We start from the raw sequence: 25,592 nt of genomic DNA on the forward strand, positions 1-25,592 counted from the left end.
TTTGGCCGTAAGGATTTAATCCAACAAAGATTATTACATCACCCAATACTCTTTCGGCGAGGCCTATGCCCGACCAAGTTCACCACGACGCTCGTGGCAAAACGGTCCCTCTCTATGGTGCGCGCAGACAGGCTTAGACGGGCAGCTTTGTTCACCTGACGCAGAGTTCGGTGCAAGGCAGCAATCAAGGCCCCAGACGTGGGCAGCGTCTCGTCAGGGACGCCGAGAATAGCGCGGAGATCGTCCAACATGATGACCGATTGCTGCTGTTTTTGGCTCCGGTGGAGCGCGGCCAAAGCGTAAAGCCTTGTGCCGTAACGCCCCGGCAATTTCGCCAACGCTTCACGCCTCATCACCGCCCATCCGTCCGGGCTGGCATAGGCCGCCCGGACCGCATCGGACCACCGCCAGCGCAGGAAGCGCGAGCCGTCATGCGTCAAGACCGAAGCCCACGCGACAAGGCCGAAGGCTTCTCCGCCGCTATAGGTCAGGGAGGCGCGACGTAATTGGACCATGAGCCGCAACAGATCGGGGCCGGACTCAAAATGGACGCCATGCACCGCCCGGAGATCATCAAAGGAAATGACGTGCGCCTTGTCCATGCCGTTCTCTGGTCCGGCGTGGGCCACCAGAGCGCAGAACAGCCTCCACGATCTAGAAGACGGCGGAGACGCAAGTGAGGGGCCGCAGAAGCGCGCGGCGGCTATCTGCCCCGGTAGGCCGAAAGTGCGCTCATGGACGATAGCTGCCGCGTCAGTACGCATGAACCACCACCTGCACATCTTCACCCTCAGCCCGCAGATAGATGATGTCGGCCTCAGGAGAGAGGCTCGCAAACTCTTTCGCGCCGTGGATGGGCTGGAAATCGGTCGCTCCCGGCGCAGGGAGCGCCGTCGCGCCGATCAGCCGGAGCGTTCCGGTCGTGAGAGGCTGAATGTGAACCGTGCCGACGCCTGCCGCCACGGCCACATAGGCCGCGCTTGTGATCGTAAATTTGGTAGTCGAGATTGCCATAGGCTACGTCTTTCTTTTCGGATTTCGGGGTTTCGTGGGCACATCTGTCTCAGCGTCGGTGAAGGTGGCGGCAAGGGCGGTCTGGGCCTCGTGCAATGCCGCTTCGATGGTCCGGCGAGATGGAAGGTCGCGGGTGATACGGGCGGGGATGCTGTGGAATTCGCGCAAGATTGCGCCGCAGACGTTCGCAACCGCGATCTGGGCCGCGTCATCGTCAACTAGGCGGTTTTCATCGAGGTCGAGGTCAAGCTCTACCGCTTCGGCACGGGCCTCTTGCGCTTCTTGACGGGCGGCTGCGAGGGACGCATTGCGGGCCTCCGAACGCACGAGGTCCAAGAACGCCCGCACCCCCGCCACAAGCGGCACTTTGCCCGACTTGGCCGTGATCTGACGGGATTGAACGAGCCGTCTGATAACGCCTTCATCATCGCCACAAACCCGCTTCAGGGCCGTGACGGGGATCATCATGGGGGCTGGTTGGTCATTCATCATCGCCCTCCTCTTCTCCCCTCAAAGCCGCGACAGCGCGGGCCTTTGCAGCTTCGACTCGTTGACACGCCCCCTCGACTTCATCAGCAAAAGCGGCAGCGATCTTCCCATCGACCAGCCCGACGACATCGACCGAGCGAAGACGGTTGCAAGCCGTCTTCGCCACTGTCACGACGATCTCTTCGACCTCCTCCCGAACAGACAATGCCGCGCGGCGGCGCTCGGTCTCACGGCGGATGCGGGCGGCCTTGGCGCGATGACTTCGCGCCTGCGCCTCGTTGCCCTCAGACCTCGCGCCATCATCGCGGAGAAACCGGGCGTATCCTTGAACCGCACTTGAAACGGTTGTCTTTCCTCGCGCGTGGCGTTCAATGTATCCCGCCGCAGCGACACGGCGGAACATTGCACCGGAGATACCGAGGAGCGTGGCGGCGCTGGAAACGTCGATCTCGTCGGAAGGCGTCGAGGTCATTGGCCGTTACCTCCCGGCATCTGAGACGCGAGGCCAAAGGCTTCATCGTCAGCGGCGCTATATGGTTGGCCGGACGGGCGCTGCTTCTCACCAGTCGCGCCGATCATCGCATTGGCCTCGGAGACGGCGCGGCCCCAAGCTGCGGCGGTCTTTTCACCCTTCGTCATTGGACCGGAGCCATCATCCGCACCAAAGCTTGCCAATTCGGCGTCCCTTTCTTCGAGTGAGAGAAAGCGAGGTGCGGGCTGGTCAATCGGCAACGAGGCCAGCAGCGTGGCAATGGCGCTGGCCGGGATCGGATTGTCGCCATCAAGGGTGAGGGCAACGGCGCTGCGGAAACGGCCTTTCGCGCCCGGATGGCTGAAGGCTGAGGCGATACGGCGGCGCTCTTGCTGGGCGGCTTCAGAGCCGAAGGCACCCGGCGCCGGCAAGGTCAGCGCCGGTTCACTGAGGTCTTCGTCGCGAGGAAGGTTGCCAAGGATTGCCTGAGCCTGACCGGCGCTGATCGGGCCAGAAAGGCCGAGTTTCAAAGCTTGCCGAGCGCGGCCCATATCGGTTCCGGCACGAACAATAGCCGCGATCCGCCCCCGCTCGTTAGCGGCTTCGGACAGCGCGGCCTCAGCCTCAAGCGCGGCGATTTCTTCGCGCTCCACGTCCTGCTCGATCTGTTTGCGGGCCTCCCGGCGGGCATCGCCGGAGGCCGCAACGGAGTTCATGCGGGCCTCCACTTCATTTGAGCGGCGTTGGCGGGCAGCGGGGGACAGGTCAAGTTTGACGGTCATTTTCGGTATCCTTTCTGTTCGGATCAATCAGCTTGGCCGCGCGGCGCAGGAGCATCTTCGTCGCCTTCGGCAGCGGGGTCTCGTCTTCGGTCGTTTCGGGTTGAGCCATGGGATTTCCTTTCGATTTGGAGGGCCGGAACGCAACGCAACAGCAAATTTCGGAGTTGTGAAAATAGGCAAATCTCGGGCGGCGGCGGCCCCGCCCCTAGGGGGCAAAAGAACGGTCCCTAGGGGGGAGGGGGCCTATGCTATGGCCCGCTGACGGGCCGCTCCGTGGCCCTGCGTGGGTTGGTGGTGGCGGGCACCCAACACCCTGTCGAACCCGCCACCCGCCGCCGAGAAACGGGAGAGAAACCGGCGGCAAAGTCATTGATCAGGCGGGCAGCGAGGCGTCCGAGGCGAGGACGGCTTGCGGGTCCGCGTCCGCACGCCGCTGCACATCTAGACCACTGGCCTCTAGTGCTCGCACAATGCCCTCTTCGACAAGCTCGATCTCAAGCAGTTCTACTTGAGCACGTTCGATCTTCTCGGCCCGCTCCTGACGCGACAGGCATTCACGCCCCAGAACAGCCGCCTCGACTTTTTCCTCCACGATTGAGCGAACGGACGGCAGTGCCGTCGCGATGATCAAGCCCCACAAAACCTCATCAGCGCGGTGGTGAGCGCGACCGCTTTTGCCATCAAGGACATAAGTGAAATCAGGCAGGCTCAATTCTCCAGCGCGGAGGCCGGGGTCAAGAAGCAACTCCGGGCGCAGGCTTTGAAATGCCTCTTCGGCCTGTTTTTCAGCCCAGTTGTCGAACAATTCCAGAGCTTCACCGACCGGCAGCGGGGCGACCTCAAGGCGGCGAATTTCCGATTGAATGTCCGCGTTTTTTGCTCTGATAACATCGAGCTGGTCCATGGCATCCGTGACAGCGGAGCGGGACGCAGTAAGTTTCTTCAAAAGGCTCATTCGGCTACCCTCTGAGCGATCTTCCGCGCTTCCTCGGCCAACTGATCCGGGATTTGCAGGCCGTTTTCGACGGCGAACGACAGGCATTTACGGAACAACGAATTTGCTTTCCCCGCAGTTGTACTGTGGGTGTTTTGTTCCGTCTGCATTTCTGCCATTTGGCGGGTCAGTTTTTCAATTTCCTTTTCGATCTCCTCCGCCTGTTCAAGGGCGGCGTGTCGTCCAGATGCATCGCCATGTTCAGATTTCCAACGGAGATTTCCTGCCCGCTGCTTGGCGTCTTCGCGGCGCTCACGGAGGTCTTGATAATGGTCGCTTGCGTCACGCTGAAGGGCGCGGGCGGTCCTCCGTTTTTGGTCGAGGACCAGCAGTCGGTCGGCGTCGAATTCAATGGTTTCGGTAGTGGTCATTTCGGGTGATCTCCTTCTGGTCCAGAAGATCACCGCTGACTTTCAATCGCACTATAGGTGCGGTGCAATTATTTTCGCCGCATCCTCATGGCGCGGATGTGCTCTGCGACAGATTGCGCGGATGGGCATGCGCCCGTGGCCGCGATCTCTCGCAACACCGCCTTGTGCGCCTCTGTGATGCGCGGCGGTTGATCATCGCCATGCCATGACCAGCGCGAACCGTGGGTGCGCTCATACATCCATTTTATGACCTTAGCTGCCTGTGTGGGCTGCATATGCGTGAACGGCTCCATCTGAGCCAATTCCCGCACCCCCCTGTTCCGCTCGAATATGGCTATCTCTCTGGCCAGCGAAGGCCGCCCGCCATCGGGTCGAAGGCCGATGAACACGTCAAGGCTCACGCCTTCGCGAAAGTGGCCTTCGGAGAAATACTGGCCGATCAGCGCATAGACCTCGCGAACCCGCTGGTTCGGATGAAGCCGGAGCCAATCCGTGCCCACGCCCAACGCCTTCGCCACCTCACGCGCACCCGCCTCGCGCACGGCATCAGGGTCATCGTCCTGAATTTCCGATGATCCGACCATCTCCCAAATCGGGCGCTCATCGGACCATGTCGCGGAAAAGGGTTCCGGCATCTCTGATCCAATGATCTCGACCATATCGACCTCCGCCCCCGGCCCGTCAGGAGCCGGGGTGTCATGATCAGTCTCAGGCGCGGGGTAAATAATCCAATCGCGGTCGTCGTCATCTCTGATCATCGCCGCGCTCCTCTTTGATACGTTTACGGTGCAATTCCCTGACCCGATTGAAATGGTCCGACAAGATCGCCTCAACAGCTTCTCGGGACATGCCGCGATCCAAAAAAGCAGAGCCGAGGATGTGAACATGTTCGCGCCAGAATTCGGCGCGGGCTGATTTGCTTGGCAGCGCGGCCATCTCCCGCTCGACTATCGAATGATCCAGTTCGATCACAGCCGGATGCGCCATGACCTGCGCGGGTTCGTCCCGCGCTGGTCCCGGCTTCCGGCCAATGCTCTTCGTTGCGAGAACGTGGAATTCACAGCTCATGGCGGGCCTCCATCCTCTGCAACGGGCAACAGGAAACATACGCCCCCCTCCTATAAGGGAGGGGGGTGCGTGTGTTTCCCTGTATTGCGGCATGGAAACAGACGGTGGAAACAGACGTAAATTCGCGTGTGTTTCCGTGTGTTGCGTCTGTTTCCAAAACCGGAAACACACGGTCTGTTTCCGATGGCCGTTTTTCGCAGCGTGTGTTTCCCGCTTTTTTGGCGTCATTCTGCATGATCGCCTCCATCTCTGATGGTCGAAAATTTCCCATCTTCGGACCGTGTAACAAGCCCTTCGGCTTCGAGATTTTCCAATATGCGAGTTGTAGTTGTGCGCTCTGACTTCACCGCATTCTTGGCGGTGCTGCGCTTCACAATTCCAGCCTCGACAAGTATGCGGCGGGCGTCTTCTACGGTGAATGGATCGGATGGGAGGAGGCGACATGCCGCGATAGCGCGGCCTTTCGCCTCCGCCTGCTTTTTCTCGTTACCAGCCAACGCGCCTCGGCTATTCTTAGGAGCTTCTGTTGCCTCCTCAATAACCGCCGATGTCACTGGCTCGCCGTCTTCATCAGTTCCGATCTCAATGGCCTTCAAGGTGAAATGAAGCGGAGCCGCGTAGCCATTATCCCGCTGCTTTGTGAATTCAGCCGACGCACGTTTCATATTCTTGTCCTCGACTTTTAACTCTATCTCGCTGTCGAGTGAGGCATGGAACGAATAATGACCGCGAGCACCTTTGGCCGCATCCTTTCCGGTATGATGAACCAACATGACATGCGCTTCGGTTGCCGTCTGAATACGGCCACAATTCGCGGCCACCGCGCCCATATCCCTACCGTCATTCTCATTGCCCTGACCCATTGACCGCGCAAGCGTATCCACGATCACCAACGAAGGAGGCATTGCCATCTGCTCTTTGATAAGCTGGATGATCTCAGCCGCATCGTCTGGGCCGCAAAGATCAATGGACGAGCGCAGGACACCCATGCCAGCCGCCTCAGCCTGAGCGGCCACATCCGGCTTGGTAAGCCTAAGCGCAGCAGCCCTATTCCCGAACACCGCACCGCCTTCGGCGGAAATATATACCGCAGGGCCAGCGCCTACAGAGACCCGATGCCCGAACCACGGAATGCCCGCCGAAACGTGTGCCGCTAGGTCGAGGGCCAAGAAGCTCTTGCCGACATTGCTGGGTCCGAACATGCATGAAAACGCGCCACGATCCAAAACACCTTTGACGAGGTATCTGCCTTGGAGCACAGGCTTAATCTGATCCAGAGGCTCAAAAGCGCTCACAAGTTCCGCCTGTCTGCGTCCTATATTTGTGTTTGCGCGCACCGCTTCAGCCATGACGCCCACCCTCATCACGGCGCACGGCAACCCGCACCGACCAAGCAAGGGCGCGGAGGTCGATAGCGGCTCCCAAAAGGGCCAGAAAGCAGGCAGTCGCGGTGAATATTGATTGATCCAAAAACAGTCCGAAGGTATCCTCTCGGGGAAGGGTTTTGGTGGACCCCCAAGCATGGTTTAAGGCCCCGGCACGCTCCGCGTAGCCGGGGTTTTCCTTTTCTCGGATCATGCCGCGCCCTCCGCTTTCGACGCTTCCCAATTTTCAATATCGGAAAGACGGAAACGCGAGCAGCCCGGAGAAAGCATGATCGGTTTCGGGAATGTGGGATCAGTCTTGGACCAGCGCCAAATTGTGACCCGATGGACCCCATAGCGTTCTGCAACCTGCACATCAGACAAGAAAATTGCACTCATTTCTGGTCCTCCCGTTGCGCCAAGAACATGGACCGAGAGGGAACATGGGACAGCCCCAGCGAACGCTGAGAAGTAAAATGTGCGTCATGCGACGCGTATGTGAAAGGCATGGATTGCCCCCTTGATTGACACTCTCCCTTTGCAGAGAGAGGATGAGCGCTCCATGGCCAGCGGCCAGCATGCTATCAATCAAATGTTCCCGGCTTTTTGCGGGGAGGGTCTTTTCGTACCGGCACGGAGCTTCAAGCCGGTGCTTGTATATTTGGTATTCACGTTGCGGATTGCAAGCGGAGATATATGCGTGCAAGAGATTTTCTCTTTCGCAAGAAAATGCCCACGCTTTCAACCGAAGCGCGGGCCAGATTTTGCCCTAACAGATCAGGCCGTTGTCGGAAACTGCACCACGGTTTTGGCCTCTTTTCCATTGAGAAAATCCGACCATTGAACCATGAGCGCCCTCCTCCGCTCAAACATATCTGTCCGTCGATACGCGCGCTCGACCTTGTTCCCAACAGTGTGCGCGAGCGCGAGTTCAGCCAAATCACGATCCACGCCACGCTCGGCACACCAATCCCGGAAGCTGGACCTGAGGCCGTGAGGCACGGCGGGCTTTCCTGAACGGGCATCCAGCCATCCGGGCTGACCGGCTTTCTCGGCATCCGCCTGCATCCGCCTCATAACCGCTGAGACCGACATGTCCGACAACATGCCACCTCTCACAGCCGGGAACATGAAATCGCTTCCTTCCATTCGAGGCAGGTTTTGCAGAAGCTCCACAGCGGCAGGCGACAATGCGACACGATGCTCGGCCCCCGCCTTCATCCGCGACGCCGGTATCGTCCAGACCCCCGCCTCTAGGTCGATCTCTCCCCATGTCGCTCCCCTCACCTCGCCGGATCGGCTGGCGCAAAGCGTTGCAAAGCGGAGAGCCGCCGCCCCCATTCCTTCCCGCTCGGAAACCTCCGCCCACCATTCGGGCAAACGATCCACAGGCACCGCAGGGTAATTGCCCTTTACGCCCTTTGACGCCTTCGCCTGAGAGGGCAGAAGCTCCTGCAAATTTCCCTTCCATGTGACAGGGTTATCTCCCTGCCGATGACCTGCCACCGTCGCCCACGCGAATATACCTTCGAGGTAGCCTTTGAGTTTACCGGCAGTATCAATTTTTACGGTCCAGATCGGCTCCAAAACCCGAAGAATGTCCTGAGTTCGGACATCTTGTAAGGACATAGCCCCAATCATTGGGTAGGCGTATCTCGCCAAAGTGGACCGCACAGCCTTCTGCGATTTCTCGGGGCGGTCTTTGAGCTTGGCGGCCATCCACTTATCCGCAGCAACTTCGAAGGTCATACTCCGCGCCCGAGCCGCCACGAGAGCGGCACGGGCCGCCTTGCGCTCCTCTATCGGGTCGATGCCTGCGGCAATTTTCTCTTTTGCTTCCTTGGCCCTTTTGCGGGCATCAGCTAGAGAAACCTCGGGATAGGCACCAAGACCAATGGCTCGTCGCGAGCCGCCGATCACAGTTCGTAAAATCCAGCTCTTTGCCTCGTTTGGCGTGATCTGCAATTGGAGACCCGCAACACCGCCGACGGCATGCCATTCGTTCCTGTCTCGCTCCCCCGAATGCATCGCGCGTTTAACATCAAGCGCCCCCCATTCCCGTGCCCTCTTCGGCATCATGCCCTCCATTCAATCAAAGCGGGTGCGAAAACAGGAATATAACCCCATCAAGTCGCCAAGCCGCTAGCCATCAAAGCGGGACGAAAATACACGAAATAGAAAAGGCCTATTTACGCGTATGCGCCATGCCGCTAGCCATAATTTTTGCTACAATGTGCAATTTTGTGCAAGGGGTTGTTTCTATAAATTCTTGCAAGTATTTGTTTTATTTTAGGTTATTTTACAAATTGCAACAAACAACAACTACCCAAAGGCGCCCGTTACCCGCTCCAAATTTCCACAGATTGTTTTGTAGGCTTTGCCCTCTGCTAACCGATCAGGGATCAATCTCTTGTCGGACGTTTTTCTGTCCCGGTTTATGGCGGCGGGCGGCGCGCAACATGCGTTGAAATTCCGGGCAGGAAAAATGATCCCGCTCTGGGCAATGCGCTGTGTGACGCACCATTTGTGCCAACGACATCAATCGCTTGGCGTGAACCTCGATCTCTTCGGCACGCTGTGTAAGCTCGGCTCTCTTCACCTGAATCTGACCGTCAGGTGTCATCCAATCACGGATATCATCAAGTGAGAACCCGGCCCAACGTGCCAAGCTGATCGCATCCAGTGTCTCAAGCACCTGCGCCTCGAACAATCGCCGCAATCCGCGCCGCCCGACAGATGAAATCAGTCCTTTTTCCTCATAATATCTGAGTGTTGACGCGGGGTATCCGCTGCGTTTCGCAACCTCTGAAATATCCAAAACCATGCTCTTGACCTCAAGTCGACTTGAAGTGGCAGGATAGGTTCTTCTGACATTAAAAGAAAGCATCGCACATGACAGATCTGAGTTTCTGGGCGCAGTCCCTATATATACAGGCCGCCGCTCTCGGGGTCGGTGCCACCCTGTTCATGGATGCCGTAGCTCTGCTGCGGCACCGATTTTGGGCGATCCCCTCGCTCGACTACGCCTTAGTCGGCCGATGGTCGCTTGGACTGGTTCGCGGGCAGCTGATCCATCATCCGATCCAAGCCAGCGTGTCCCTGCGTGGCGAAACAAGTGTCGGATGGACATTGCATTATCTCATCGGCATTGGCTTCGCCGCGCTTTGGCTGTGGGTGCTCGGCGCTGAATGGATCGCCCTGCCCGCCGCGCCCCTCTTTGGGGCGGCGATGATGATGGGGGCAGTCACGGTGCTGGCGCCCTATCTGATCCTGCACCCGGCCTTTGGCTTTGGCCTCGCCGCAAGACACACACCCAATCCGGCCTTGGTTCGCTGGCGCAGTTTCGTGGCGCATTTGTCCTTCGGTCTCGGATTGTTTGTGGTCGCTCAGATCTGGCGCATGATCCCCCCGCCGATGTGACGCAGGGTTTCGCTTTGCGCAGGCGCCTCTCCCGGCTACGGCTGATGTCAGAGGGAGAACGCAATATGACAACTGATTTTCTGGACACGGCCAAGGCCGCACTTTTGGAGCGGCTCAAAGGCGAGAATTTCGAGAAATCCGTGTCGCTCAGGATCAAGGAGATCGGCAATTTGATCATCAAGGGCGATACGGCGGAGATTTCCGACGACCGCGCCGACTGTGCGATCATCGCGGATCAACCGACGTTTGAGAAGATCCTCAAAGGTGAGCTGAACCCGATGAAAGCCGCGATGTTCGGCAAGCTCAAGATCGCGGGCGACGCCAAAACAGCGATGAAATTTGGCGCGCTCTTTGGCTGAGCGCGCCTAGACTTAAAACATCAATATCTGACCCTTACGAGTTCATCTTGAGGTAATCGACAAGCTGAAGCGTGGAGCCATCCTTGCCCGCGCCATCGGCCTCTCCGGCCAGTACCGGTTGCAGCGCCAGAGCCAGCTCTTTGCCCAGTTCCACGCCCCATTGATCGAAAGAGTTGATGCCGAGGATCACGCCTTCGACAAACACGCGGTGCTCATAAAGCGCCACGATTTGACCCAAGACGTAGGGCGTCAGCTTTTCATAGGCGAGTGTCGTCGTCGGCCGGTTGCCGGGGAACACGCGATGCCGCGCCTGACGGTCGAGCTCCGCGCCTTCGAAACCCTTTTTCTTCATGATCTCAGTGGCTTCTTCCAAAGACCTGCCACGAAGCAAGGCCTCGGATTGCGCCAGACAGTTGGAGACCAGCAACTCGTGCTGATGCGCCAGACCCGGCTCATGACCCAAGCGGCCGACCATGAATTCACAAGGGATCACCCGCGTGCCCTGATGGATCAGCTGATAGAACGCGTGCTGACCGTTGGTGCCCGGCTCGCCCCAAACCACGGGGCCACTGTCAAACGGCAAGGTCGATCCATCCATCGCCACGCGTTTGCCGTTCGACTCCATCTCGAGCTGCTGCAAATAGGCTGGAAGCCGCAACAGACGTTGCTCATAGGGCAGAACCGCGCGGGTGGCATAGCCGCAGACCTGATTGTGCCAGACACCGACCAGCGCCAAAAGCACCGGCAGGTTGTCGATCCAATCGGCGCTCTGGAAATGCACATCCATCGCCTGCCCGCCGCGCAGGAAGTCAGCGAATTTCTGCGGCCCGATGGCGATCATCAAAGACAGCCCGATCGGCCCCCAAACGGAATAGCGCCCGCCGACCCAATCTTCGAACCCGAAGACAAGATCGGGATCGATGCCGAACTCCGCCGTCTTGTCGCGCGCGGTGGAAAGAGCTGCAAAATGTTTCGCCACACCCTCTTCGCCCACGGATTTCACCAACCACTCGCGCGCGGTCTGCGCGTTGGTCATGGTCTCGATGGTGGTAAAGGTTTTCGACGCCACGATGATCAGCGTGGTCTGCGGATTGAGGCCAGACAGCACGTCATGGATATGCGCGCCATCGACATTGGACACGAAGTGACAGCGCGGGCCATCGACATAGGGTTGAAGCGCCTCATAGGCCATCACTGGCCCCAGATCGGAGCCGCCGATGCCGATGTTGACGATATGCTCAAACGGAACCCCCGACACAGAGGCAATCGAGCCACGCCGCACCCGGTCCGCGAAATCATCCATCCGCGCCAGCGTATGGCGCACGCCCGGCACGACATCCTTGCCATCGACGATCACAGGCCCGCCATCGAGGTTGCGCAGCGCGGTATGAAGCACGGCGCGGCCCTCTGTGTCATTGATCTTCGCGCCCTCGAACATCGCGGCACGTTTGTCTTTGAGACCGGATTGCTCCAACAGATCGAAGAGGGCCTCACGCGTCTCCGCGTCGATATTCGTCTTGGAATAATCGAACAAAAGACCGTCGCTCAATGCCGAGAACCCGGCGGCGCGCTCACCATCTGCGGCAAAAAGATCGAGGATATGACGCGCCTCCGCCGCCTCTGCCTTGGATTTGAGAGCGGAAAAATCAACGGTCATATCGTCTCCTTCTTGGGTCCAGTCAAACCCATGCAAGTCTTTGGTGTTTTTCACTTATAGCGAAAGTATTACAGTCTCGCTAAAGCTTCCTGAATTCCACAGGGGATTTTTGCGCATCACGCGTCACTCTGCCCAATGTACAGTCGCTTGCGACAAGACGGCCTTCACCGGCGCGTCCATTTCGTCAAGCTCCTGCGCGCGTTCCAAAGCCGCGCGTTTTTCCGCGCCGGTGATCAGAATATGCGTCGAGATCGCCGATTTGAGCGCCTTGGCCGAGAGCGTGATCCTGGGTTCCGGCGCGCCGGGGGCCCGCATCGCCAAAAGCGTCGGCGCCTCGTCTGAGAGGCCAAGCTCCAATTGATCGGCGCCGGGAAACAGGCTCGCCGTATGCATATCGGCGCCCATGCCGAGCAAAAGCACATTGAGCGGCAGTACCGCCTCAATCGCCGGCATCAACGCGTCCAAGCCCTCTTCGGGCGTCGGCACATCGCGGTAAAGCGGCACGAGATGCGCGTCAGCCGCCTTACCGACCAGCAAGCGCCGTTTCAACAGCGCCGTATTGGAGCGCTCAGAGCTTTCCGGCACCCAGCGCTCGTCATTCAAGAGCACATCCACCCTATCCCAGTCGAGCGACACAGCGGACAGAGTATCAAACACCGGCCCGGGTGTCGTGCCGCCTGGGACGCAAAAGCTCACCCGCTCCTGCGCCTCCAGAGCCATACGCAGCTCTCCGGCGATCTTATTCGCCAAATCCAACAGCATCACATCGAGGTCAGGGTATTCGATGACATTCATTCCTTGATCTCCCGCCAACGGCGCCCTTCGCGGTGCAGCATGATCGCCGCCTCTTCGGGGCCAGAGGAATAGGCATCGTAGGGCTTCGGCACATCGCCGCGCGCCTCCCAGCCTTCGATCAGCGGATCGGTCCAGGCCCAGGCCGCTTCGACCTCGTCGCCGCGCATGAAAAGCGTCTGGTTGCCGCGGATGACGTCCATGATCAACCGCTCGTAAGCATCTGTAATCTCTTCGGCATCTTCGCCCAGAGCCTCGGCGAAAGACATGTCCAAAGGCACGTCGATCAGGCGCATCCCGCCGGGCCCCGGTTCCTTGATCGTGACCTTCAGCGTCATGCCCTCATTCGGCTGGAGCCGGATCGAAAGCACATTGGCATGCCGCCCGGCCTCTTCGCCAAAGATCGAATGCGGCGCGTCCTTGAACATCACCGCGATCTCTGAGGTGCGCGCCTTGAGCTTTTTGCCAGTGCGCAGGTAGAACGGCGTGCCGGCCCACCGCCAGTTGGAAATCATACAGCGCAGAGCGATGAAACTTTCCGTGCGCGAGCGCGGATCGCCCGCATCTTCGCGGAAAGACGGTTCATCGTCGGTGGCGTCATATTGGCCGCGCACGATGTGGTGGTGATCGATCGGCTCCAAGGCGCGGATCACTTTCAGCTTTTCATCGCGCACCGCGTCCGGATCGAACCGCGACGGCGGCTCCATTGCGATCAGGCACAAGAGCTGCATCAGGTGGTTTTGCACCATGTCGCGCATCGCGCCCGAGCGGTCGTAATATTCGCCCCGTCCACCAACGCCCACGGTCTCCGCCACGGTGATCTGAATGTGATCGACATATTGCGAATTCCACAGCGGCTCAAAGAGGATATTGCCGAAACGCACCGCCATCAGGTTCTGCACCGTCTCTTTGCCAAGATAGTGGTCGATGCGATAAATCTGTGTCTCGTCAAAGTGTTGCGCCAGCGACCGATTGAGCGCCTTGGCGGTTTTAAGATCGCGACCAAAGGGTTTTTCCACCACGATCCGCGCCGCCTCATCAGCAATGCCATAGCTCATCAACCGTTCCGCGATGTCCCCAAAGAGCGAGGGCGCGACGGAGAAATAATAGGCCTTGATCACGTCCTCGCGCATCATGCCCTTGAGGTCGTTCCAGCCGCCTTCGCCACGCGCGTCGACCTGCACATAGTCGAGGCGTTTGAGAAACGTGCCGATCTGTCCCTCGTCACAGGTGTTTTTCGAGGAAAACTCAAGGATCGCCTCGCGCACCATCTGGCGAAACTCATCCGGACTGTGTTCGGAGCGTGCTGCACCGATGATCCGCGCCGTCTCCGGCATCTGACCGGCACAGAATCGGCGATAAAGCCCCGGCAAGATCTTGCGTCGGGCCAGATCCCCCGTGCCGCCGAAAATCACCAGATCGAAATCATCGACCGGAATGACGCGTGAGACCATATCTGTGTTCCTTTTCGTCTTGCCCGGTCCCGATACCCTGTGCGGGGGTGCGGTCAGGACCCTGTTTGAAGCCGCGAGATTTTGCGCGCCATAGCGCTTTGATAGTTAGCGCTAACGCCCCTCTCTTACCGCTTGGTCAAGGAGAAGTCTAGCATTGCCCGAGCACCTCTCAAGGGCCGAGTTGGACAAATTTCCGATCACAAAGCCGCAGGACCCGGAGTGCGGCCTTTTCACAACGTTCCGCCATCAGTAAGTTAACGGAAACAGCGCGGGACACTTGCGATGAAAGATCAAAGCCAATCAGATTTTGCCGCCAATGACGGCAAATTCATCGACCCGGCCGTCACTGCCAAGGGCGAGGCGCGGGCCAAGGTGGCGCTGGAGCGGTTGGAGACGCTGTGGTTCAACACCGGCACGCTTTGCAACATCACCTGCGTGAATTGCTACATCGAAAGCTCGCCGACCAATGATGCGCTGACCTATCTGACGGAAACAGAGGTCACGCGCTATCTCGACGAGGCCGAGACACTCGATCCCCGCCCGCGCGAGATCGGCTTCACCGGTGGCGAGCCGTTTATGAACCCCGAGATGATCGCCATGACGCGGGCCGCTTTGGAGCGCGGCTATGAGGTGCTGATTCTCACCAACGCCATGCGTCCGATGCAGCGCCCCGCCGTTTTGGCCGGTCTTTTGGCGCTCAACGCCGAGTTCCCCGGCCAGCTGACCCTGCGCGTCTCGCTTGATCATTTTTCCCCAACGGAGCACGATGAGATGCGCGGTGCCGGGAGTTACGCGACCACGCTCGACGGCATGGATTGGCTACGTGACAACGGGTTTCGCATGGCCGTGGCGGCGCGCTCGCTTTGGCATGAGACAGAGGCTGAGACCCGCGCCGGATTTACCGCGCTCTTCATGGAGAGAAACTATAAAATCGATGCGCAACACCCCGGTATGACAGTGATTTTCCCGGAAATGGACATGGGCGTCGAGGTGCCCGAAATCACCACCGCCTGCTGGGGGATTTTGAACAAAAGCCCCTCGGACGTGATGTGCGCCACGCAGCGCATGGTGGTGAAGCGCAAAGGGCAAAGCCCTTCTGTGGTGGCCTGCACGCTTTTGCCCTATGAGGCGGAGTTCGATCTGGGATCGACCTTGGCGGAGGCGTCAGGCGCGGTCGCGCTCAACCATCCGCATTGTGCGAAATTCTGTGTGCTGGGCGGGGCCTCCTGCTCGGCCTGACGCGCCCGCGCCGGATTACATCTCCAGCTCGGTATCCCAATAGAGATAATCCATCCAGCTTTCGTGCAAATGCCCCGGCGGGAATTTGCGGCCGATGTTCCGGAGCTGTTCGGCGCCCGGCGCACGCGGCGGTTTGCGCAGGCTCATATGCGCCTGTTGCAACGACTTCGAGCCCTTCTTGAGGTTGCAGGGCACACAGGCCGCCACGATATTTTCCCAGGATGTCACCCCGCCCCGCGCCCGCGGGATCACATGATCAAAGGTCAACTCGCCCTTCGAGCCGCAATATTGGCAACAAAATTCGTCCCTTAAAAACAAATTAAAGCGCGTGAAGGCCACGCGCTTTTGAGGTTTCACATAATCTTTGAGGACGACGACCGAAGGAATTCTGATCTTGCAACTCGGGCTGTGCACGTAGTCGTCATATTCTGCGACAATATCGACCCGGTCGAGAAACACCGCCTTGATCGCCTCCTGCCAAGGCCAAAGCGAAAGCGGATAATAGGACAAGGGCCGGTAATCCGCGTTGAGCACGAGCGCCGGGTGCGCCCGCGTCGCATTGGGTTGTCTGACAAAATCCGTCCTGAAATTTCCGTCCATCTGCGTGCCTGCTCCGTCCACTGATCTGTCGTGATCAAGGACGGGAGCCACCCCGCCCCGATATCATCTTTCACTATATATCGCGGCTTAAACCTGACAAGCCCCTCTATATGCGAAGGTCTCGCTCTGTTCTCTACAGCGCTTTCGTGACGTCTATATGACGCCTCTTTAAGCAGCATGTAGCGCGATTTCGCGAAAAGACCCCAAATTTTGAACAAAAGACGGATCATGCGAGACCAAAATCAACGCGCCGCCCCAGTCGGACAGCCCCGCTTCCAGCGCCTCGATGGCGTCGAGATCAAGATGATTGCTCGGCTCATCCAACAGCAACAGAGGCGCCGGATCATCCCCCGCGCCCAGCAGCGCAATCGCAGCCCGAAGCCTCTCACCGCCCGAAAGCGCCTCGGCGGGCTTTTCTACGGCATCTCCGCGAAACCCCGCACGCGCAAGGGCGGCGCGGATCTCGGCGGCGGTGAGGTCGGGGTGCTCATGTTGTGCCACCTCCAAAAGCGTCCCCGTCCCATGCAATCCGCCGGATTGATCCAGCCGCATGACTTTTGTCTGACGCAGAACCCGCCCCGCAACGGGCGCGATCTCGCCTGTTATCCCGCGCAAAAGCGTCGATTTCCCGGCCCCGTTCGGCCCTTTGAGCCAAATCCGCTCCGGCCCGGTGATCGAGAAACTCACCGGGCCGATCCGGTGCCCTCCCATGTCAAAACAAGCCTGCTCAAGCTCCAAAACCCCTTTTGAACCGGGCAGGTTCACCGCCGGAAACCGCATGGCCACGGGCGTGATCGCCTCGATCCGCTGCAAAAGAGCCTCGCGATCCGCGGTCAGCCCGCTCGCCCGGCGCTCTTCGGCGCGCAAACGCCCGCCGGAGCTGCGTTCCGCGCCTTCCTTGGCCTTGTCCAAAAGCATTTTCGATTGCGACCCATCGCGCAGTTTCTTGCCCTGCCGTGCCCGGCGTTCTTGGCGGGCCTGGGCCTCTCGGGCGTGGGATTTCTGCTGTTTCAAATCACGCTCCGCCCGCCCCAAGGCCTGCGTCAGCCGCGCGCGTTCGGCCTCACGCGCAGCGGCATAGGCCGACCATCCGCCACCCGTCACCGAGGCAGAACCATCCGGCTCCAGCGCCACGATCCGATCCATATGCTCCAAGAGCGCGCGGTCGTGGCTTGCAATCAGGATCAGGCCTTTATGTTGGGTAGCCGCAGACATCAGCCCCGCGCGCGCATCGAGATCGAGCGCATTGGTTGGCTCGTCCAAAAGCAAAATGTCAGGCGGATCGAAAAACAGCGCCGCGAGCGCCGCCCGCAATTGCTGCCCGCCGGAGAGCGTTCCGACAGGGCGATCCATCGCTAAATGCGGGAGGCCGAAACGGTCCAACTGGGCGCGAAGGCGCTCTTCCAACCCCCAATCGACGGTTTCAAACGGACCAGACGTGGCCTCCCCCCTTTGCGCGCGGTGTAGATCGGCCAAAGCCTCCGTCACGCCAAAGAGATCACTGAGCAAAACCGCAGGATCGGGCGTCTGATCCAACAGACGCACGGTGCCGGATCGGATCACCTCACCAGTGATCAGCGGCGGGCCCACCTGTCCCGCGATGAATTTCAAAAGCGTGGATTTCCCCGAGCCGTTCCGCCCGACAAGACCGGTTACGCCCGACCCTAAAGTCAGGTCAAAACCAGCAGCTTGTCCAGAAACTCCGTTGGATCCGGGCGCCTTAGCGGCGCTTGCGGCGGTCCTCAACACGGATGCGGATAGGGAGACGTTGCTCAGACGGAGCAGACATGAGGGCATAGCTCACCATGACACCAATTGCAGCAAAAGCGATTGCGGTCATCACGATCATGTCCATGGGGTAGCCCTCCTAGTTACATGTAAATTAGGTAACACTCCAAAACCGATGGTCAAGTGGATTGCGAGAGGATTGCGCAAAAAAGCGAGGTCTTGCCTAATTTTTGCCAAATTTCTTAAGCCGCCCCGCAATTTTACCTTACGTCAGGCCTCTTCATAGCCGAGGTTTTTGCGCAAAAACGCCAAGGCGACCCCCAGACCGTCCGGCGAAATCCCATGCCCCGTGCCGCGCATGATATGGGCGTAGGTCTCAAACCCCGCAGCTTGCAGCGCCTGCCCCGCCTCCGGCAAAGATTGCGGCGGCACCACCTGATCCTCATCGCCATGGATCAAGAGCACGGGCATCTTCACCTTCATCTCGTCTTCGAGCATTTCAGGTTCGAGGATACGTCCCGAGAAGCCCACGAGACAGGACAGCGCCTCCTCGCGACGCGGCGCGACATGCAGTGCCATCATCGTGCCTTGAGAGAAACCCAAAAGCGCGATCTGATCGGGTTCAAACCCGTAGTCCACCATGATGGTGTCGAGATAGTCGTTCAGCTCATCGACAGCGCGCAACATGCCGGCGCGGGCCTCCTCCTCCGACGAGCCATCGATCCAAGGGATCGGAAACCATTGATATCCCATCGGATTGCCGATGCAGCGCTCCGGCGCATCGGGGGCAAAGAACATCGTGTCGGGCATATGTTCCGACAGAGGATCGGCCAGCCCCAACAGGTCTTTGGCATCAGCCCCATAGCCATGCAGAAAAATCACCGCAGAGCCCGCGCGCCCCGACTGGCTGTCGCGTGTGTGGTTGGTCAGTTCGGACATGTGTTTTTCCTTTGCCTGTTCGGGCCGTAAACTCAAGGCTTGCAAAAGACTTAGGCGAAACCCCCGCCTCTTCGCAACCTGTCTCGAAAGAAACCGCTCTCAATAATAAAAACAGACGAAAACCTCGCCTGCATTGTCGCCAAGCCCGGTGTCATTGATGCGAAACTCAAGAGACGTCGCCTCGGCCGGGACGGACCAATTGGTGCCCTCGTCACTTATGTCGGCCATCGGGACATCGGCCGTTCGCATGAGCAAGGCGCCGAACGGCAGGGATTGGGTGTATTTATAGCCCTCATAAGGGGCCAATGCTGCGGCATCCGCGCCTTGATGCCCGGCATGGCTCACCGGCGCAAAGCGGTTTTTGTCGACGGTCCAGCCGTCTTCATAGGCGACATAAAATCCCTCATAATAGAGATCGATCGGCGCACGAAATGGCAGGGTGAATTGCTGCCAACCCAGCGTCGATGAAATCTCGGCACAGAGATCATCATCCATAGTTTTGAACAGTGCGGCGTCCGGGATCGACGTTGCGGCCTCATCACTTTGCGCCGACGCCGGTGCTGCGCTCAAAAGGGCCAGAAAAAGCACCAGACTGGAAAGGGCTTCTCCGACCGAAACACGTTCTATCCACCGCATTTACCGCACCCCCTCGCGTTGCTTTGCCACATGGTAGTAAGCCCAAAGCGCGCGTGCCGCAACCGCACGCCACGGAGACCAGTCCTCGGCCATCTGACGCAAGGCACGCTCTTTCGGGCGCTCAGGCAGCTCGAACACCAGCCGTGCGGCCTCTTGCAGCGCCAGATCGCCGGGGGCGAAGACATCGGCATGGCCCAGCGAAAACATGGCGTAGATCTCCGCCGTCCAGACGCCAATTCCAGACACTTTCGTGAGGGTTGCGACGACCTCCTCCGTCGGGGCCTCTCTCAGCGCGCGATAGTCAATGCGCGCCTCGGCCAGCGCCTTGGCATAGCGCACCTTTTGCCGCGAGAGACCACAGGCGCGCAGATCGTCTTCGGTCGCCCAAAGCACCTTGCGAGGCCCGGTGAGTTTTGCGGCTTTCATCCGGCGCCAGATGCCATTGGCGGCGGCGACGGAGATTTGCTGGCTGACGATGGCGCCCAAAAGCTCCTCGAACCCGTCCTTGCGGCGTCTGAGTGGCAATGGCCCGGTCAAACGCAGCGCTTCGGCAAAGCGCGGGTCCATCGCGGCCAGATGCGCCGCCCCTTCCGCCACATCGGCCTCACAGGTGATGATCCGCGCCATGATCCTTTACATCATATCGCCGGAGGCCATGGCGTGGCTCTCGGCCCATTCCAACGCGTCCAAAAGATGTTCACGTCGGGTGGCGCTGAGAGGCGGCGGACAGGTCAGAAAGGCGACCTTGATCGACCGCTCCCGCGCCGCGTCCAAAAGTCCGCGATGGCTTTCGGTGCCAAAGACAACAAGCCACTCCGTGGGCTGATCGCTCAGGGTCTCCCCGGACAAAACAGACAACTCCCGCCCCGGCAGCACCGCCGCGATCCGGTCGCGCAGGCGTGGCTCGGAACAGGTGACGCGCGCAGCTTCGGGGATCAGCGCAGCCAAGGCCTTGGCCTCGAAAACCGCCTGCCACATATCACCGGGACGCGAGCGCAATGAGGCGCGTTCGAACCGCAGAAACGGCAGGCCGCGCGCCTCGCAGAGCGAGAAACTCTCTGCTGTCAGATCGGAACAGGCAGGGCTGGCGTCGATGACCGCAGTCACGTCATCGCGCGCAATCGCGCCCTCCAAAGACTCCGCCGCATCAGGCATCCGCACCAACGCCTTGATCCCGGCCTCAACCAGATGATCCGCCAGATTGCGCGCCTCAGTCGTGCCAGCCAGAAGTAAGATCATCTTTCGCCTTCCCTTTATAACCTGCCGCAGTCATGCGCGATCCCCGTCGGTTTGTCAGCCCCCAAGCGGAGGATTGCACAAGTTTCGGGCCGCGATGACCGATCTGTCGTTTCTGCACAATCACGGAAACACACACCGAAACAAAGCCGCTTTCCTGCTTAACCTCGCTGCGTCATAAAAGAGACATGACAGAATCGACCCTCACCCTGCCCTCCGGCGACTGGCCCACATTAGAACCCGGCTGGGTTTGGCTTTGCGGCGCGGGTCCGGGCGATCCGGGGCTGATGACGCTGCACGCAATTCATGCACTGCGTGAGGCCGATGTGATCGTCTATGACGCGCTGGTGTCGAAAGAGATTCTGAGTTGGGCCAGCCCGGAGACCGAGATGGTCTATGCCGGCAAACGCGGCGGCAAACCCTCGGCCAAACAAGCGGATATTTCGCTGCAACTCGTCGATCTGGCCAAGGCCGGAAAACGCGTGTTGCGCCTCAAGGGCGGCGATCCTTTCGTCTTTGGCCGCGGCGGCGAAGAGGCGCAGACGCTTATTCAGCACGGCGTGCCGGTGCGGATCATTCCGGGCATTTCGGCAGGCATCGGCGGTCTGGCCTATGCGGGCATTCCGGTGACGCATCGCGATGTGAACCAAGCCGTCACCTTTGTCACCGGCCACGACAAGACCGGGGCCGCGACCCAGCTCGATTGGGCTGCCATGGGCCGCGCGGGGGGGGTTCTGGTGATCTACATGGGCATGAAACACGCGCCCACCATCCGCGAGGGCCTTTTGGCCGCCGGTCGCCCCGAAGATGAACCTGTCGCCGTGGTCTCGCAGGCGACGACACCGGATCAACGGGTGATTGAAACCACGCTGGGCGCCATGGTCGAAGACATCGCCACAGCCGCGATGGAACCTCCCGCGATCATTTGCATCGGGCGCGCCGTCTTGATGCGTCAGGTGCTGGATTGGCAGGCCTTGATGCGCGGGGAAGCGCCGCGCGATCTCGATCCGTTGAAGCGCGGCAAACCGGCGCAAGAGGGCTAAGCCCTCACATCCCCCATCTAAAACTCGCCGCACGTGAGACGTTTTTGCACAACCGCCCTTGAAGAACATGGGTTCTCAGAGCGCGCCTCTGTCGCTACACGCTATGCGACACATTCAAAAATGCGCACGAGACACAGATGACCGACTTGCCCCTCACGGACACCTCCAAAGCCCGCCGCAACGTGATGATCCTCGTGATGGCGCAGGCTTTCCTCGGCGCGCAGATGTCGATGATTTTCACCATCGCGGGGCTTGCCGGGCAATCTCTGGCCGCGAACCTTTGCTTTGCGACGCTGCCGATTTCGGCGACCGTGCTGGGCTCGATGCTGGCCGCCACGCCCCTGTCCGGAATCATGCAAAAATACGGCCGCCGCGTGGGGTTCTGGATTGGCACAGGCTCGGGCACGGTGGGCGCGGGCATCGGCGCCTTTGCCTTGATGCAGCAGAATTTCTGGCTCTTCGTCTTGGGCGGTCTCTTCACCGGCGTCTACCAATCCTCGCAGGGCTTCTTCCGTTTCGCCGCCACAGACACCGCCGATGAGGCGTTCAAACCGAAAGCTATTTCCTACGTTTTGGCAGGTGGTCTGGCCTCGGCCATCATCGGACCGCAGCTTGTCAAAGTGACGTCTCAGGCCATGGTCGTGCCCTTCTTGGGCACCTATCTGGCCGTGATCGTGATCAACCTCGTGGGCTCTTTTCTGTTCCTCTTCCTCGACATCCCGAAGCCGCCGGTTTCGACCCATGATCTCCTGATCGGGCGCTCGCGGATGGAATTGCTCAAAACACCGCGCGTGGCGGTGGCGATCATCGTCGCCATGGTCTCCTACGCGCTGATGAACCTCGTGATGACTTCAACGCCGCTGGCCGTCGTGGGCTGTGGGTTCGAGCAAAACACCGCCGCCGACGTGGTCTCCGCCCACGTCTTGGCGATGTTCATCCCGTCGTTTTTCACCGGTTTCCTGATCTCGAAATTCGGCGTCGAGCGCATCATGGCGACGGGTCTCGTCATCCTCGCGGCCGCAGGCGTCGTCGGCATGGTGGGCGTCGAACTGGAGAATTTCTTTGTCGCCCTCATTCTTTTGGGCGTCGGCTGGAATTTTGGCTTTATCGGTGCGACCGCCATGCTTTCCTCTGCCCATGAGCCCTCCGAGCGGGGCCGGGTTCAGGGCATGAACGACCTGATCGTCTTTGGCGGCGTCACGATGGCCTCTCTGGCCTCGGGCGGTCTCATGAACTGTTCAGGCGGCTCCGCGCAAGACGGCTGGGCGGCGGTCAACCTCGCCATGGTGCCGTTTTTGACGCTCGCAGGCGGCGCGCTGATCTGGCTTTGGATGCAGTCGAGAGAGCGGCTTTAACGCGTCTCTCGCCTCAGCCCTGCCTGATCCGCTCGCGATGCCGCGCCAGCCATAGCGCAGACATATAAAGCGGGCCAACATCCAACTGTCCCGCGTCGCACATCACCATCAGATCGTCGAAGGACATGAGATAGGACGCGATGTCCTCATGCTCATGATCGAGGCCGCCGCCGGTCTGTGTGATCCCGTCGGGCAACTCAGTGATGCCGATGTAAGAGGTCACATATTCCGTCATCGCACCAGAAGACGGGTAATATTCCGCGACCTTGTGAAGCGCGCCGATTGTGACGCCCGCCTCCTCCTCGCCCTCGCGCCGCGCAGTGGCCTCGGGCCCCTCGCCCGCATCCACACGGCCCGCGATGGGCTCGAGCATCCAAGGCCGCTTATCGCCCCGCGCAAACGGCCCAAAGCGAAACTGTTCGATCACCAAGACCCGGTCGCGGACCGGATCATAGGGCAAAACCGTGACCGCATCCGCCATGAGAAAGGCGGCACGGGTCATGCTTTGGGACTCGGAGCCGTCGAAATGCTGGTGTTTGATAGTCCGGTCGTCCACAGCAAAGAAAAAGCTATAGGGAATGTCGCGGCGCAGCGAGGTGACATCATCTCGGGTCATATCGACCCGCGAGGCCGCGCGCGGACGCCCGCCCGCCTCCGCCGTCATCCGCGCCCAAGCACGGGTGAAGATCATCGGGCGCAGGGGGCGCAATTCTTCGACGCTGCGCTCGCCATAGTAGTGCACCACCTCATGCGCGGCGGCCGCGATGAATTCGGGCGACAGGAACGGCTCGTCGCCCTCCAGAACCTCCCGCAGAAAGTCAATCTCCGTGGGAGAATAACGCGGGCTCAAGCCCGCAAACACATCGCTTACGCCCATTTCCGTGCCGCCTTTTCCGTCAGCCACCCGCCAAAGAACCCGCCGACGATCAGAATGAACAAGACATCGGGTTTCAGCACATACATGATATATTCGCGCATCAGATCGACCATCGCCATGAGCGCCTCCGTCGGCCCGCGATAGCGTTTGTCCAAAGAGCGGTGGATCATCGTCTCGAAGGCGAAATAGAACACCGACCAAAAGGTCAGAATGACAGAGGAGGAAAACCCGTAACTATAGGCCGCCGCCATCGTGTCGCCTGCGCGTCTGCCGAGGAAAATCCAGCCGGTCAGAAGACCGAAAAAACCGACGATATAGGTCATGAGACCGTAACGCGTGCTTTCGGGCAGGTAATTCTTCGCCAGCTCGGCGGCGAACCAGGCCAAAAGGGCGAACCAAATGGCGGCAACGAGTTTTGCGGCTGTGGGCATGTGGACCTGCTCGGGACTACCTGCTCGGATGAGCGATTGTGATTTGTGTTACGTCACAGTTTCCCCCGTGAAAGGTCGCGGCGCAAGAGGTCAGATAGAAATTCCACATCCTGCGAAAGCGGTCGTCAAAGCCCATGGCTTCGATCTCATCCCATTTGGCGTTGAACGTCTCATACCAGCGCCTGAGCGTGATTGAATAGCTCTCGCCGAATTCGCGGCTTTTCACGGTCTTGAGCCCCGCTTTGCCGATCTCTTCGCGCAGAACGGTGGGACTGGGCAACATGCCACCCGGAAAGATGTATTTCTGAATGAAATCCACGCCTTTGCGGTAGGTTTCAAAGCGTTTGTCCTGCAACGTGATGATCTGCAACGTCGCCTGCGCATCCGCCTTCAGACACTCGCGGATTTTGCCGAAATAGACCGGCCAGTATTTTTCGCCCACCGCTTCGAACATCTCGATCGAGGCGATGCCGTCGTATTGCGCCGTCTCGTCGCGGTAATCTTGCAGTTTGAGCTGCACCCGCTCGGACAGTCCCGCCTTTTGAATACGCTGGGCCGCGAAGCGGAATTGCTCCTCAGAGATGGTCAGCCCCGTCACCTTGAGCCCCCGCTCCCCCGCCGCATATTCGGCAAAGCCGCCCCAGCCGCAGCCGATCTCCAACACATGATCGCCGGGCTTGACGCCCATCTCATCGACCATGCTTTTGTATTTCGCGATCTGCGCCGCCCCTAAACTCTCCTGCCCGGTCTCAAAGAGCGCCGAAGAATAGGTCATCGTCTCATCGAGCCAGAGCCCATAGAACGCGTTGCCCAGATCGTAGTGGTAGGAAATGTTCTTTTTCGCCTGCCTGCGCGTGTTGGAATTCATCCAATGCCGCATCCGCTCATAGGCGCGCACAAAGGCCATGCCGGGGAATCCGTCGTAAAGATCGTCATTTCCTGCGTGCAGCAGATCCATGAAAGCCATCAGATCGGGCGTCGACCAGCCACCGTCCAGATAATCCTCGCAAAACCCCAGATCGCCCTCGCGAATGAGCCGCGCAAAGACATCGTCGCTTTTCACATCGAGCCGCGCCACGGGACCGGGCGCTTGACCGCTGGCGCGAAACACCCGCCCGTCTGGCAGCGCAAAGTCCAACTGGCCGCGCGCCATCTCTTGCGCCACCGCAAACACATTGTTGAAATAGCGCGGAAGATCGTCCTGACCCTCCGTGCTGGTGAGGACCTCTTCGGCCGGAAGTTTGCTGTTGTCGTGCATCATCTCACCTCACT

Annotated in this window: 32 protein-coding genes; 5 read left to right on the plus strand and 27 right to left on the minus strand. The window is 59.6% G+C overall.

Translation table 11 applies throughout. The annotated features are described in order from the left end of the window. Positions 1–38: 38 nt before the first annotated feature. From LC094_RS14860 to LC094_RS14920, 14 genes are all read right to left on the minus strand, one after another. Positions 39–602, minus strand: a complete 564-nt coding sequence (locus tag LC094_RS14860) for a hypothetical protein (protein ID WP_226553572.1) — start codon at positions 600–602, stop codon at positions 39–41. Between the two features lie 151 nt (positions 603–753). After that, positions 754–1,014: a hypothetical protein gene (locus LC094_RS14865; RefSeq protein ID WP_226553573.1), complete on the minus strand. Its 261-nt coding sequence runs from the start codon at positions 1,012–1,014 to the stop codon at positions 754–756. Between the two features lie 3 nt (positions 1,015–1,017). Continuing rightward, positions 1,018–1,503: a hypothetical protein gene (locus tag LC094_RS14870; RefSeq protein ID WP_226553574.1), complete on the minus strand. Its 486-nt coding sequence runs from the start codon at positions 1,501–1,503 to the stop codon at positions 1,018–1,020. Further along, entirely contained in the window at positions 1,496–1,975 is a 480-nt protein-coding gene (locus LC094_RS14875; RefSeq protein ID WP_226553575.1) for a hypothetical protein, read from the minus strand. The genes LC094_RS14870 and LC094_RS14875 overlap by 8 nt, the downstream gene beginning before the upstream one ends. Next, a complete protein-coding gene (locus LC094_RS14880) occupies positions 1,972–2,757 on the minus strand; it encodes a hypothetical protein (RefSeq protein ID WP_226553576.1) in 786 nt (261 codons plus the stop codon). Before LC094_RS14880 ends, LC094_RS14875 begins: the two co-directional genes overlap by 4 nt. Then, a complete protein-coding gene (locus tag LC094_RS21610) occupies positions 2,741–2,866 on the minus strand; it encodes a hypothetical protein (protein WP_264186512.1) in 126 nt (41 codons plus the stop codon). The genes LC094_RS14880 and LC094_RS21610 overlap by 17 nt, the downstream gene beginning before the upstream one ends. 264 nt (positions 2,867–3,130) lie before the next feature. Continuing rightward, positions 3,131–3,712, minus strand: a complete 582-nt coding sequence (locus tag LC094_RS14885) for a hypothetical protein (protein ID WP_226553577.1) — start codon at positions 3,710–3,712, stop codon at positions 3,131–3,133. Continuing rightward, positions 3,709–4,122, minus strand: a complete 414-nt coding sequence (locus LC094_RS14890) for a hypothetical protein (protein ID WP_226553578.1) — start codon at positions 4,120–4,122, stop codon at positions 3,709–3,711. Before LC094_RS14890 ends, LC094_RS14885 begins: the two co-directional genes overlap by 4 nt. Positions 4,123–4,190: 68 nt before the next feature. Continuing rightward, complete coding sequence (locus LC094_RS14895; protein WP_226553579.1) at positions 4,191–4,880, minus strand: hypothetical protein; 690 nt, start codon at positions 4,878–4,880, stop codon at positions 4,191–4,193. Next, the gene (locus LC094_RS14900) at positions 4,867–5,190 is read right to left on the minus strand and encodes a hypothetical protein (RefSeq protein ID WP_226553580.1); all 324 of its coding nucleotides are present in this window, start codon (positions 5,188–5,190) and stop codon (positions 4,867–4,869) included. The genes LC094_RS14895 and LC094_RS14900 overlap by 14 nt, the downstream gene beginning before the upstream one ends. Positions 5,191–5,414: 224 nt before the next feature. After that, entirely contained in the window at positions 5,415–6,539 is a 1,125-nt protein-coding gene (locus LC094_RS14905) for an AAA family ATPase (protein WP_226553581.1), read from the minus strand. A gap of 225 nt (positions 6,540–6,764) precedes the next feature. After that, on the minus strand, positions 6,765–6,953 hold the full coding sequence (locus LC094_RS21710) for a helix-turn-helix transcriptional regulator (protein WP_226553582.1): 189 nt from the start codon (positions 6,951–6,953) through the stop codon (positions 6,765–6,767). A 378-nt stretch (positions 6,954–7,331) separates the two neighbouring features. Then, positions 7,332–8,630: a tyrosine-type recombinase/integrase gene (locus LC094_RS14915; RefSeq protein ID WP_226553583.1), complete on the minus strand. Its 1,299-nt coding sequence runs from the start codon at positions 8,628–8,630 to the stop codon at positions 7,332–7,334. A 319-nt stretch (positions 8,631–8,949) separates the two neighbouring features. Further along, on the minus strand, positions 8,950–9,441 hold the full coding sequence (locus LC094_RS14920; protein ID WP_226553584.1) for a helix-turn-helix domain-containing protein: 492 nt from the start codon (positions 9,439–9,441) through the stop codon (positions 8,950–8,952). Between the two features lie 5 nt (positions 9,442–9,446). Here LC094_RS14920 and LC094_RS14925 point away from each other — a divergent pair, with 5 nt between their 5' ends. Both LC094_RS14925 and LC094_RS14930 read left to right on the plus strand, forming a co-directional pair. After that, positions 9,447–9,974 (plus strand): DUF2938 family protein, encoded by a 528-nt coding sequence (locus tag LC094_RS14925; RefSeq protein ID WP_226553585.1) that lies wholly within the window; start codon positions 9,447–9,449, stop codon positions 9,972–9,974. A gap of 65 nt (positions 9,975–10,039) precedes the next feature. Then, a complete protein-coding gene (locus LC094_RS14930; RefSeq protein ID WP_226553586.1) occupies positions 10,040–10,333 on the plus strand; it encodes an SCP2 sterol-binding domain-containing protein in 294 nt (97 codons plus the stop codon). Positions 10,334–10,367: 34 nt separating this feature from the next. Here the strand turns inward: LC094_RS14930 and pgi are convergent, their stop codons facing one another. The 3 genes from pgi to zwf form a co-directional block, all read right to left on the minus strand. Further along, positions 10,368–11,990: a glucose-6-phosphate isomerase gene (pgi, locus tag LC094_RS14935; RefSeq protein ID WP_226553587.1), complete on the minus strand. Its 1,623-nt coding sequence runs from the start codon at positions 11,988–11,990 to the stop codon at positions 10,368–10,370. 123 nt (positions 11,991–12,113) lie between these two features. After that, the gene (gene pgl / locus LC094_RS14940; protein ID WP_226553588.1) at positions 12,114–12,785 is read right to left on the minus strand and encodes a 6-phosphogluconolactonase; all 672 of its coding nucleotides are present in this window, start codon (positions 12,783–12,785) and stop codon (positions 12,114–12,116) included. Beyond that, positions 12,782–14,236 (minus strand): glucose-6-phosphate dehydrogenase, encoded by a 1,455-nt coding sequence (gene zwf, locus LC094_RS14945; protein WP_226553589.1) that lies wholly within the window; start codon positions 14,234–14,236, stop codon positions 12,782–12,784. The genes pgl and zwf overlap by 4 nt, the downstream gene beginning before the upstream one ends. A gap of 282 nt (positions 14,237–14,518) precedes the next feature. On the opposite strand from zwf, the gene LC094_RS14950 reads away from it, so the two are divergent. Further along, entirely contained in the window at positions 14,519–15,475 is a 957-nt protein-coding gene (locus tag LC094_RS14950; RefSeq protein ID WP_226553590.1) for a radical SAM protein, read from the plus strand. 15 nt (positions 15,476–15,490) lie between these two features. On the opposite strand, the gene LC094_RS14955 is transcribed toward LC094_RS14950, so the two are convergent. The 7 genes from LC094_RS14955 to LC094_RS14985 all read right to left on the minus strand — a co-directional run bounded on the left by LC094_RS14955 (position 15,491) and on the right by LC094_RS14985 (position 20,617). Further along, entirely contained in the window at positions 15,491–16,075 is a 585-nt protein-coding gene (locus tag LC094_RS14955) for an HNH endonuclease (RefSeq protein ID WP_226553591.1), read from the minus strand. Positions 16,076–16,243: 168 nt separating this feature from the next. Beyond that, complete coding sequence (locus LC094_RS21660) at positions 16,244–17,824, minus strand: ABC-F family ATP-binding cassette domain-containing protein (RefSeq protein WP_319003300.1); 1,581 nt, start codon at positions 17,822–17,824, stop codon at positions 16,244–16,246. Then, positions 17,796–17,930: a hypothetical protein gene (locus LC094_RS21615; protein WP_264186513.1), complete on the minus strand. Its 135-nt coding sequence runs from the start codon at positions 17,928–17,930 to the stop codon at positions 17,796–17,798. The genes LC094_RS21660 and LC094_RS21615 overlap by 29 nt, the downstream gene beginning before the upstream one ends. 143 nt (positions 17,931–18,073) lie before the next feature. Further along, positions 18,074–18,742, minus strand: coding sequence for an alpha/beta hydrolase (locus LC094_RS14970; RefSeq protein ID WP_226553592.1), 669 nt, complete (start codon positions 18,740–18,742; stop codon positions 18,074–18,076). Positions 18,743–18,841: 99 nt separating this feature from the next. Continuing rightward, a complete protein-coding gene (locus tag LC094_RS14975; protein WP_226553593.1) occupies positions 18,842–19,378 on the minus strand; it encodes a hypothetical protein in 537 nt (178 codons plus the stop codon). Beyond that, entirely contained in the window at positions 19,379–20,005 is a 627-nt protein-coding gene (locus tag LC094_RS14980; protein WP_226553594.1) for a DNA-3-methyladenine glycosylase family protein, read from the minus strand. Between the two features lie 6 nt (positions 20,006–20,011). After that, the gene (locus LC094_RS14985) at positions 20,012–20,617 is read right to left on the minus strand and encodes a precorrin-6A/cobalt-precorrin-6A reductase family protein (RefSeq protein WP_226553595.1); all 606 of its coding nucleotides are present in this window, start codon (positions 20,615–20,617) and stop codon (positions 20,012–20,014) included. 185 nt (positions 20,618–20,802) lie between these two features. Here LC094_RS14985 and cobA point away from each other — a divergent pair, with 185 nt between their 5' ends. Beyond that, positions 20,803–21,657, plus strand: coding sequence for a uroporphyrinogen-III C-methyltransferase (cobA, locus tag LC094_RS14990; protein WP_226553596.1), 855 nt, complete (start codon positions 20,803–20,805; stop codon positions 21,655–21,657). Between the two features lie 137 nt (positions 21,658–21,794). Continuing rightward, a complete protein-coding gene (locus LC094_RS14995; protein ID WP_226553597.1) occupies positions 21,795–23,012 on the plus strand; it encodes an MFS transporter in 1,218 nt (405 codons plus the stop codon). Positions 23,013–23,025: 13 nt separating this feature from the next. Here LC094_RS14995 and LC094_RS15000 read toward each other — a convergent pair whose 3' ends face one another. Genes LC094_RS15000 through LC094_RS15010 form a run of 3 tightly spaced genes read right to left on the minus strand, consistent with a single transcriptional unit; the run spans position 23,026 to position 25,581 of the window. Beyond that, complete coding sequence (locus tag LC094_RS15000) at positions 23,026–23,889, minus strand: NUDIX domain-containing protein (protein WP_226553598.1); 864 nt, start codon at positions 23,887–23,889, stop codon at positions 23,026–23,028. After that, positions 23,880–24,320, minus strand: coding sequence for a TrgA family protein (locus LC094_RS15005; protein ID WP_226553599.1), 441 nt, complete (start codon positions 24,318–24,320; stop codon positions 23,880–23,882). Before LC094_RS15005 ends, LC094_RS15000 begins: the two co-directional genes overlap by 10 nt. Before the next feature lie 16 nt (positions 24,321–24,336). Beyond that, the gene (locus LC094_RS15010; protein WP_404815021.1) at positions 24,337–25,581 is read right to left on the minus strand and encodes a class I SAM-dependent methyltransferase; all 1,245 of its coding nucleotides are present in this window, start codon (positions 25,579–25,581) and stop codon (positions 24,337–24,339) included. Positions 25,582–25,592: the final 11 nt, after the last annotated feature.

The organism is Celeribacter naphthalenivorans (assembly GCF_020524585.1).
Taxonomy (GTDB): Bacteria; Pseudomonadota; Alphaproteobacteria; order Rhodobacterales; family Rhodobacteraceae; genus Celeribacter; species Celeribacter naphthalenivorans.

Bases quoted from the DNA above. Each gene is read 5' to 3' on its own strand.
- LC094_RS21610 (WP_264186512.1), bottom strand. From the start codon at position 2,866: ATGGCTCAACCCGAAACGACCGAAGACGAGACCCCGCTGCCGAAGGCG.
- pgl (WP_226553588.1), bottom strand. From the start codon at position 12,785: ATGAATGTCATCGAATACCCTGACCTCGATGTGATGCTGTTGGATTTG.
- LC094_RS14870 (WP_226553574.1), bottom strand. From the start codon at position 1,503: ATGAATGACCAACCAGCCCCCATGATGATCCCCGTCACGGCCCTGAAG.
- LC094_RS14885 (WP_226553577.1), bottom strand. From the start codon at position 3,712: ATGAGCCTTTTGAAGAAACTTACTGCGTCCCGCTCCGCTGTCACGGAT.
- LC094_RS14975 (WP_226553593.1), bottom strand. From the start codon at position 19,378: ATGCGGTGGATAGAACGTGTTTCGGTCGGAGAAGCCCTTTCCAGTCTG.
- LC094_RS15000 (WP_226553598.1), bottom strand. From the start codon at position 23,889: ATGGGCGTAAGCGATGTGTTTGCGGGCTTGAGCCCGCGTTATTCTCCC.
- LC094_RS14890 (WP_226553578.1), bottom strand. From the start codon at position 4,122: ATGACCACTACCGAAACCATTGAATTCGACGCCGACCGACTGCTGGTC.
- LC094_RS14880 (WP_226553576.1), bottom strand. From the start codon at position 2,757: ATGACCGTCAAACTTGACCTGTCCCCCGCTGCCCGCCAACGCCGCTCA.
- LC094_RS14865 (WP_226553573.1), bottom strand. From the start codon at position 1,014: ATGGCAATCTCGACTACCAAATTTACGATCACAAGCGCGGCCTATGTG.
- LC094_RS14860 (WP_226553572.1), bottom strand. From the start codon at position 602: ATGGACAAGGCGCACGTCATTTCCTTTGATGATCTCCGGGCGGTGCAT.
- LC094_RS14905 (WP_226553581.1), bottom strand. From the start codon at position 6,539: ATGGCTGAAGCGGTGCGCGCAAACACAAATATAGGACGCAGACAGGCG.
- LC094_RS14950 (WP_226553590.1), top strand. From the start codon at position 14,519: ATGAAAGATCAAAGCCAATCAGATTTTGCCGCCAATGACGGCAAATTC.
- LC094_RS15010 (WP_404815021.1), bottom strand. From the start codon at position 25,581: ATGATGCACGACAACAGCAAACTTCCGGCCGAAGAGGTCCTCACCAGC.
- LC094_RS14970 (WP_226553592.1), bottom strand. From the start codon at position 18,742: ATGTCCGAACTGACCAACCACACACGCGACAGCCAGTCGGGGCGCGCG.
- LC094_RS14895 (WP_226553579.1), bottom strand. From the start codon at position 4,880: ATGATCAGAGATGACGACGACCGCGATTGGATTATTTACCCCGCGCCT.
- LC094_RS14955 (WP_226553591.1), bottom strand. From the start codon at position 16,075: ATGGACGGAAATTTCAGGACGGATTTTGTCAGACAACCCAATGCGACG.
- LC094_RS14900 (WP_226553580.1), bottom strand. From the start codon at position 5,190: ATGAGCTGTGAATTCCACGTTCTCGCAACGAAGAGCATTGGCCGGAAG.
- LC094_RS21615 (WP_264186513.1), bottom strand. From the start codon at position 17,930: ATGGACATGATCGTGATGACCGCAATCGCTTTTGCTGCAATTGGTGTC.
- LC094_RS14985 (WP_226553595.1), bottom strand. From the start codon at position 20,617: ATGATCTTACTTCTGGCTGGCACGACTGAGGCGCGCAATCTGGCGGAT.
- LC094_RS15005 (WP_226553599.1), bottom strand. From the start codon at position 24,320: ATGCCCACAGCCGCAAAACTCGTTGCCGCCATTTGGTTCGCCCTTTTG.
- cobA (WP_226553596.1), top strand. From the start codon at position 20,803: ATGACAGAATCGACCCTCACCCTGCCCTCCGGCGACTGGCCCACATTA.
- LC094_RS14995 (WP_226553597.1), top strand. From the start codon at position 21,795: ATGACCGACTTGCCCCTCACGGACACCTCCAAAGCCCGCCGCAACGTG.
- LC094_RS14980 (WP_226553594.1), bottom strand. From the start codon at position 20,005: ATGGCGCGGATCATCACCTGTGAGGCCGATGTGGCGGAAGGGGCGGCG.
- LC094_RS14925 (WP_226553585.1), top strand. From the start codon at position 9,447: ATGACAGATCTGAGTTTCTGGGCGCAGTCCCTATATATACAGGCCGCC.
- LC094_RS21710 (WP_226553582.1), bottom strand. From the start codon at position 6,953: ATGAGTGCAATTTTCTTGTCTGATGTGCAGGTTGCAGAACGCTATGGG.
- LC094_RS14915 (WP_226553583.1), bottom strand. From the start codon at position 8,630: ATGCCGAAGAGGGCACGGGAATGGGGGGCGCTTGATGTTAAACGCGCG.
- LC094_RS14875 (WP_226553575.1), bottom strand. From the start codon at position 1,975: ATGACCTCGACGCCTTCCGACGAGATCGACGTTTCCAGCGCCGCCACG.
- LC094_RS14920 (WP_226553584.1), bottom strand. From the start codon at position 9,441: ATGCTTTCTTTTAATGTCAGAAGAACCTATCCTGCCACTTCAAGTCGA.
- zwf (WP_226553589.1), bottom strand. From the start codon at position 14,236: ATGGTCTCACGCGTCATTCCGGTCGATGATTTCGATCTGGTGATTTTC.
- pgi (WP_226553587.1), bottom strand. From the start codon at position 11,990: ATGACCGTTGATTTTTCCGCTCTCAAATCCAAGGCAGAGGCGGCGGAG.
- LC094_RS14930 (WP_226553586.1), top strand. From the start codon at position 10,040: ATGACAACTGATTTTCTGGACACGGCCAAGGCCGCACTTTTGGAGCGG.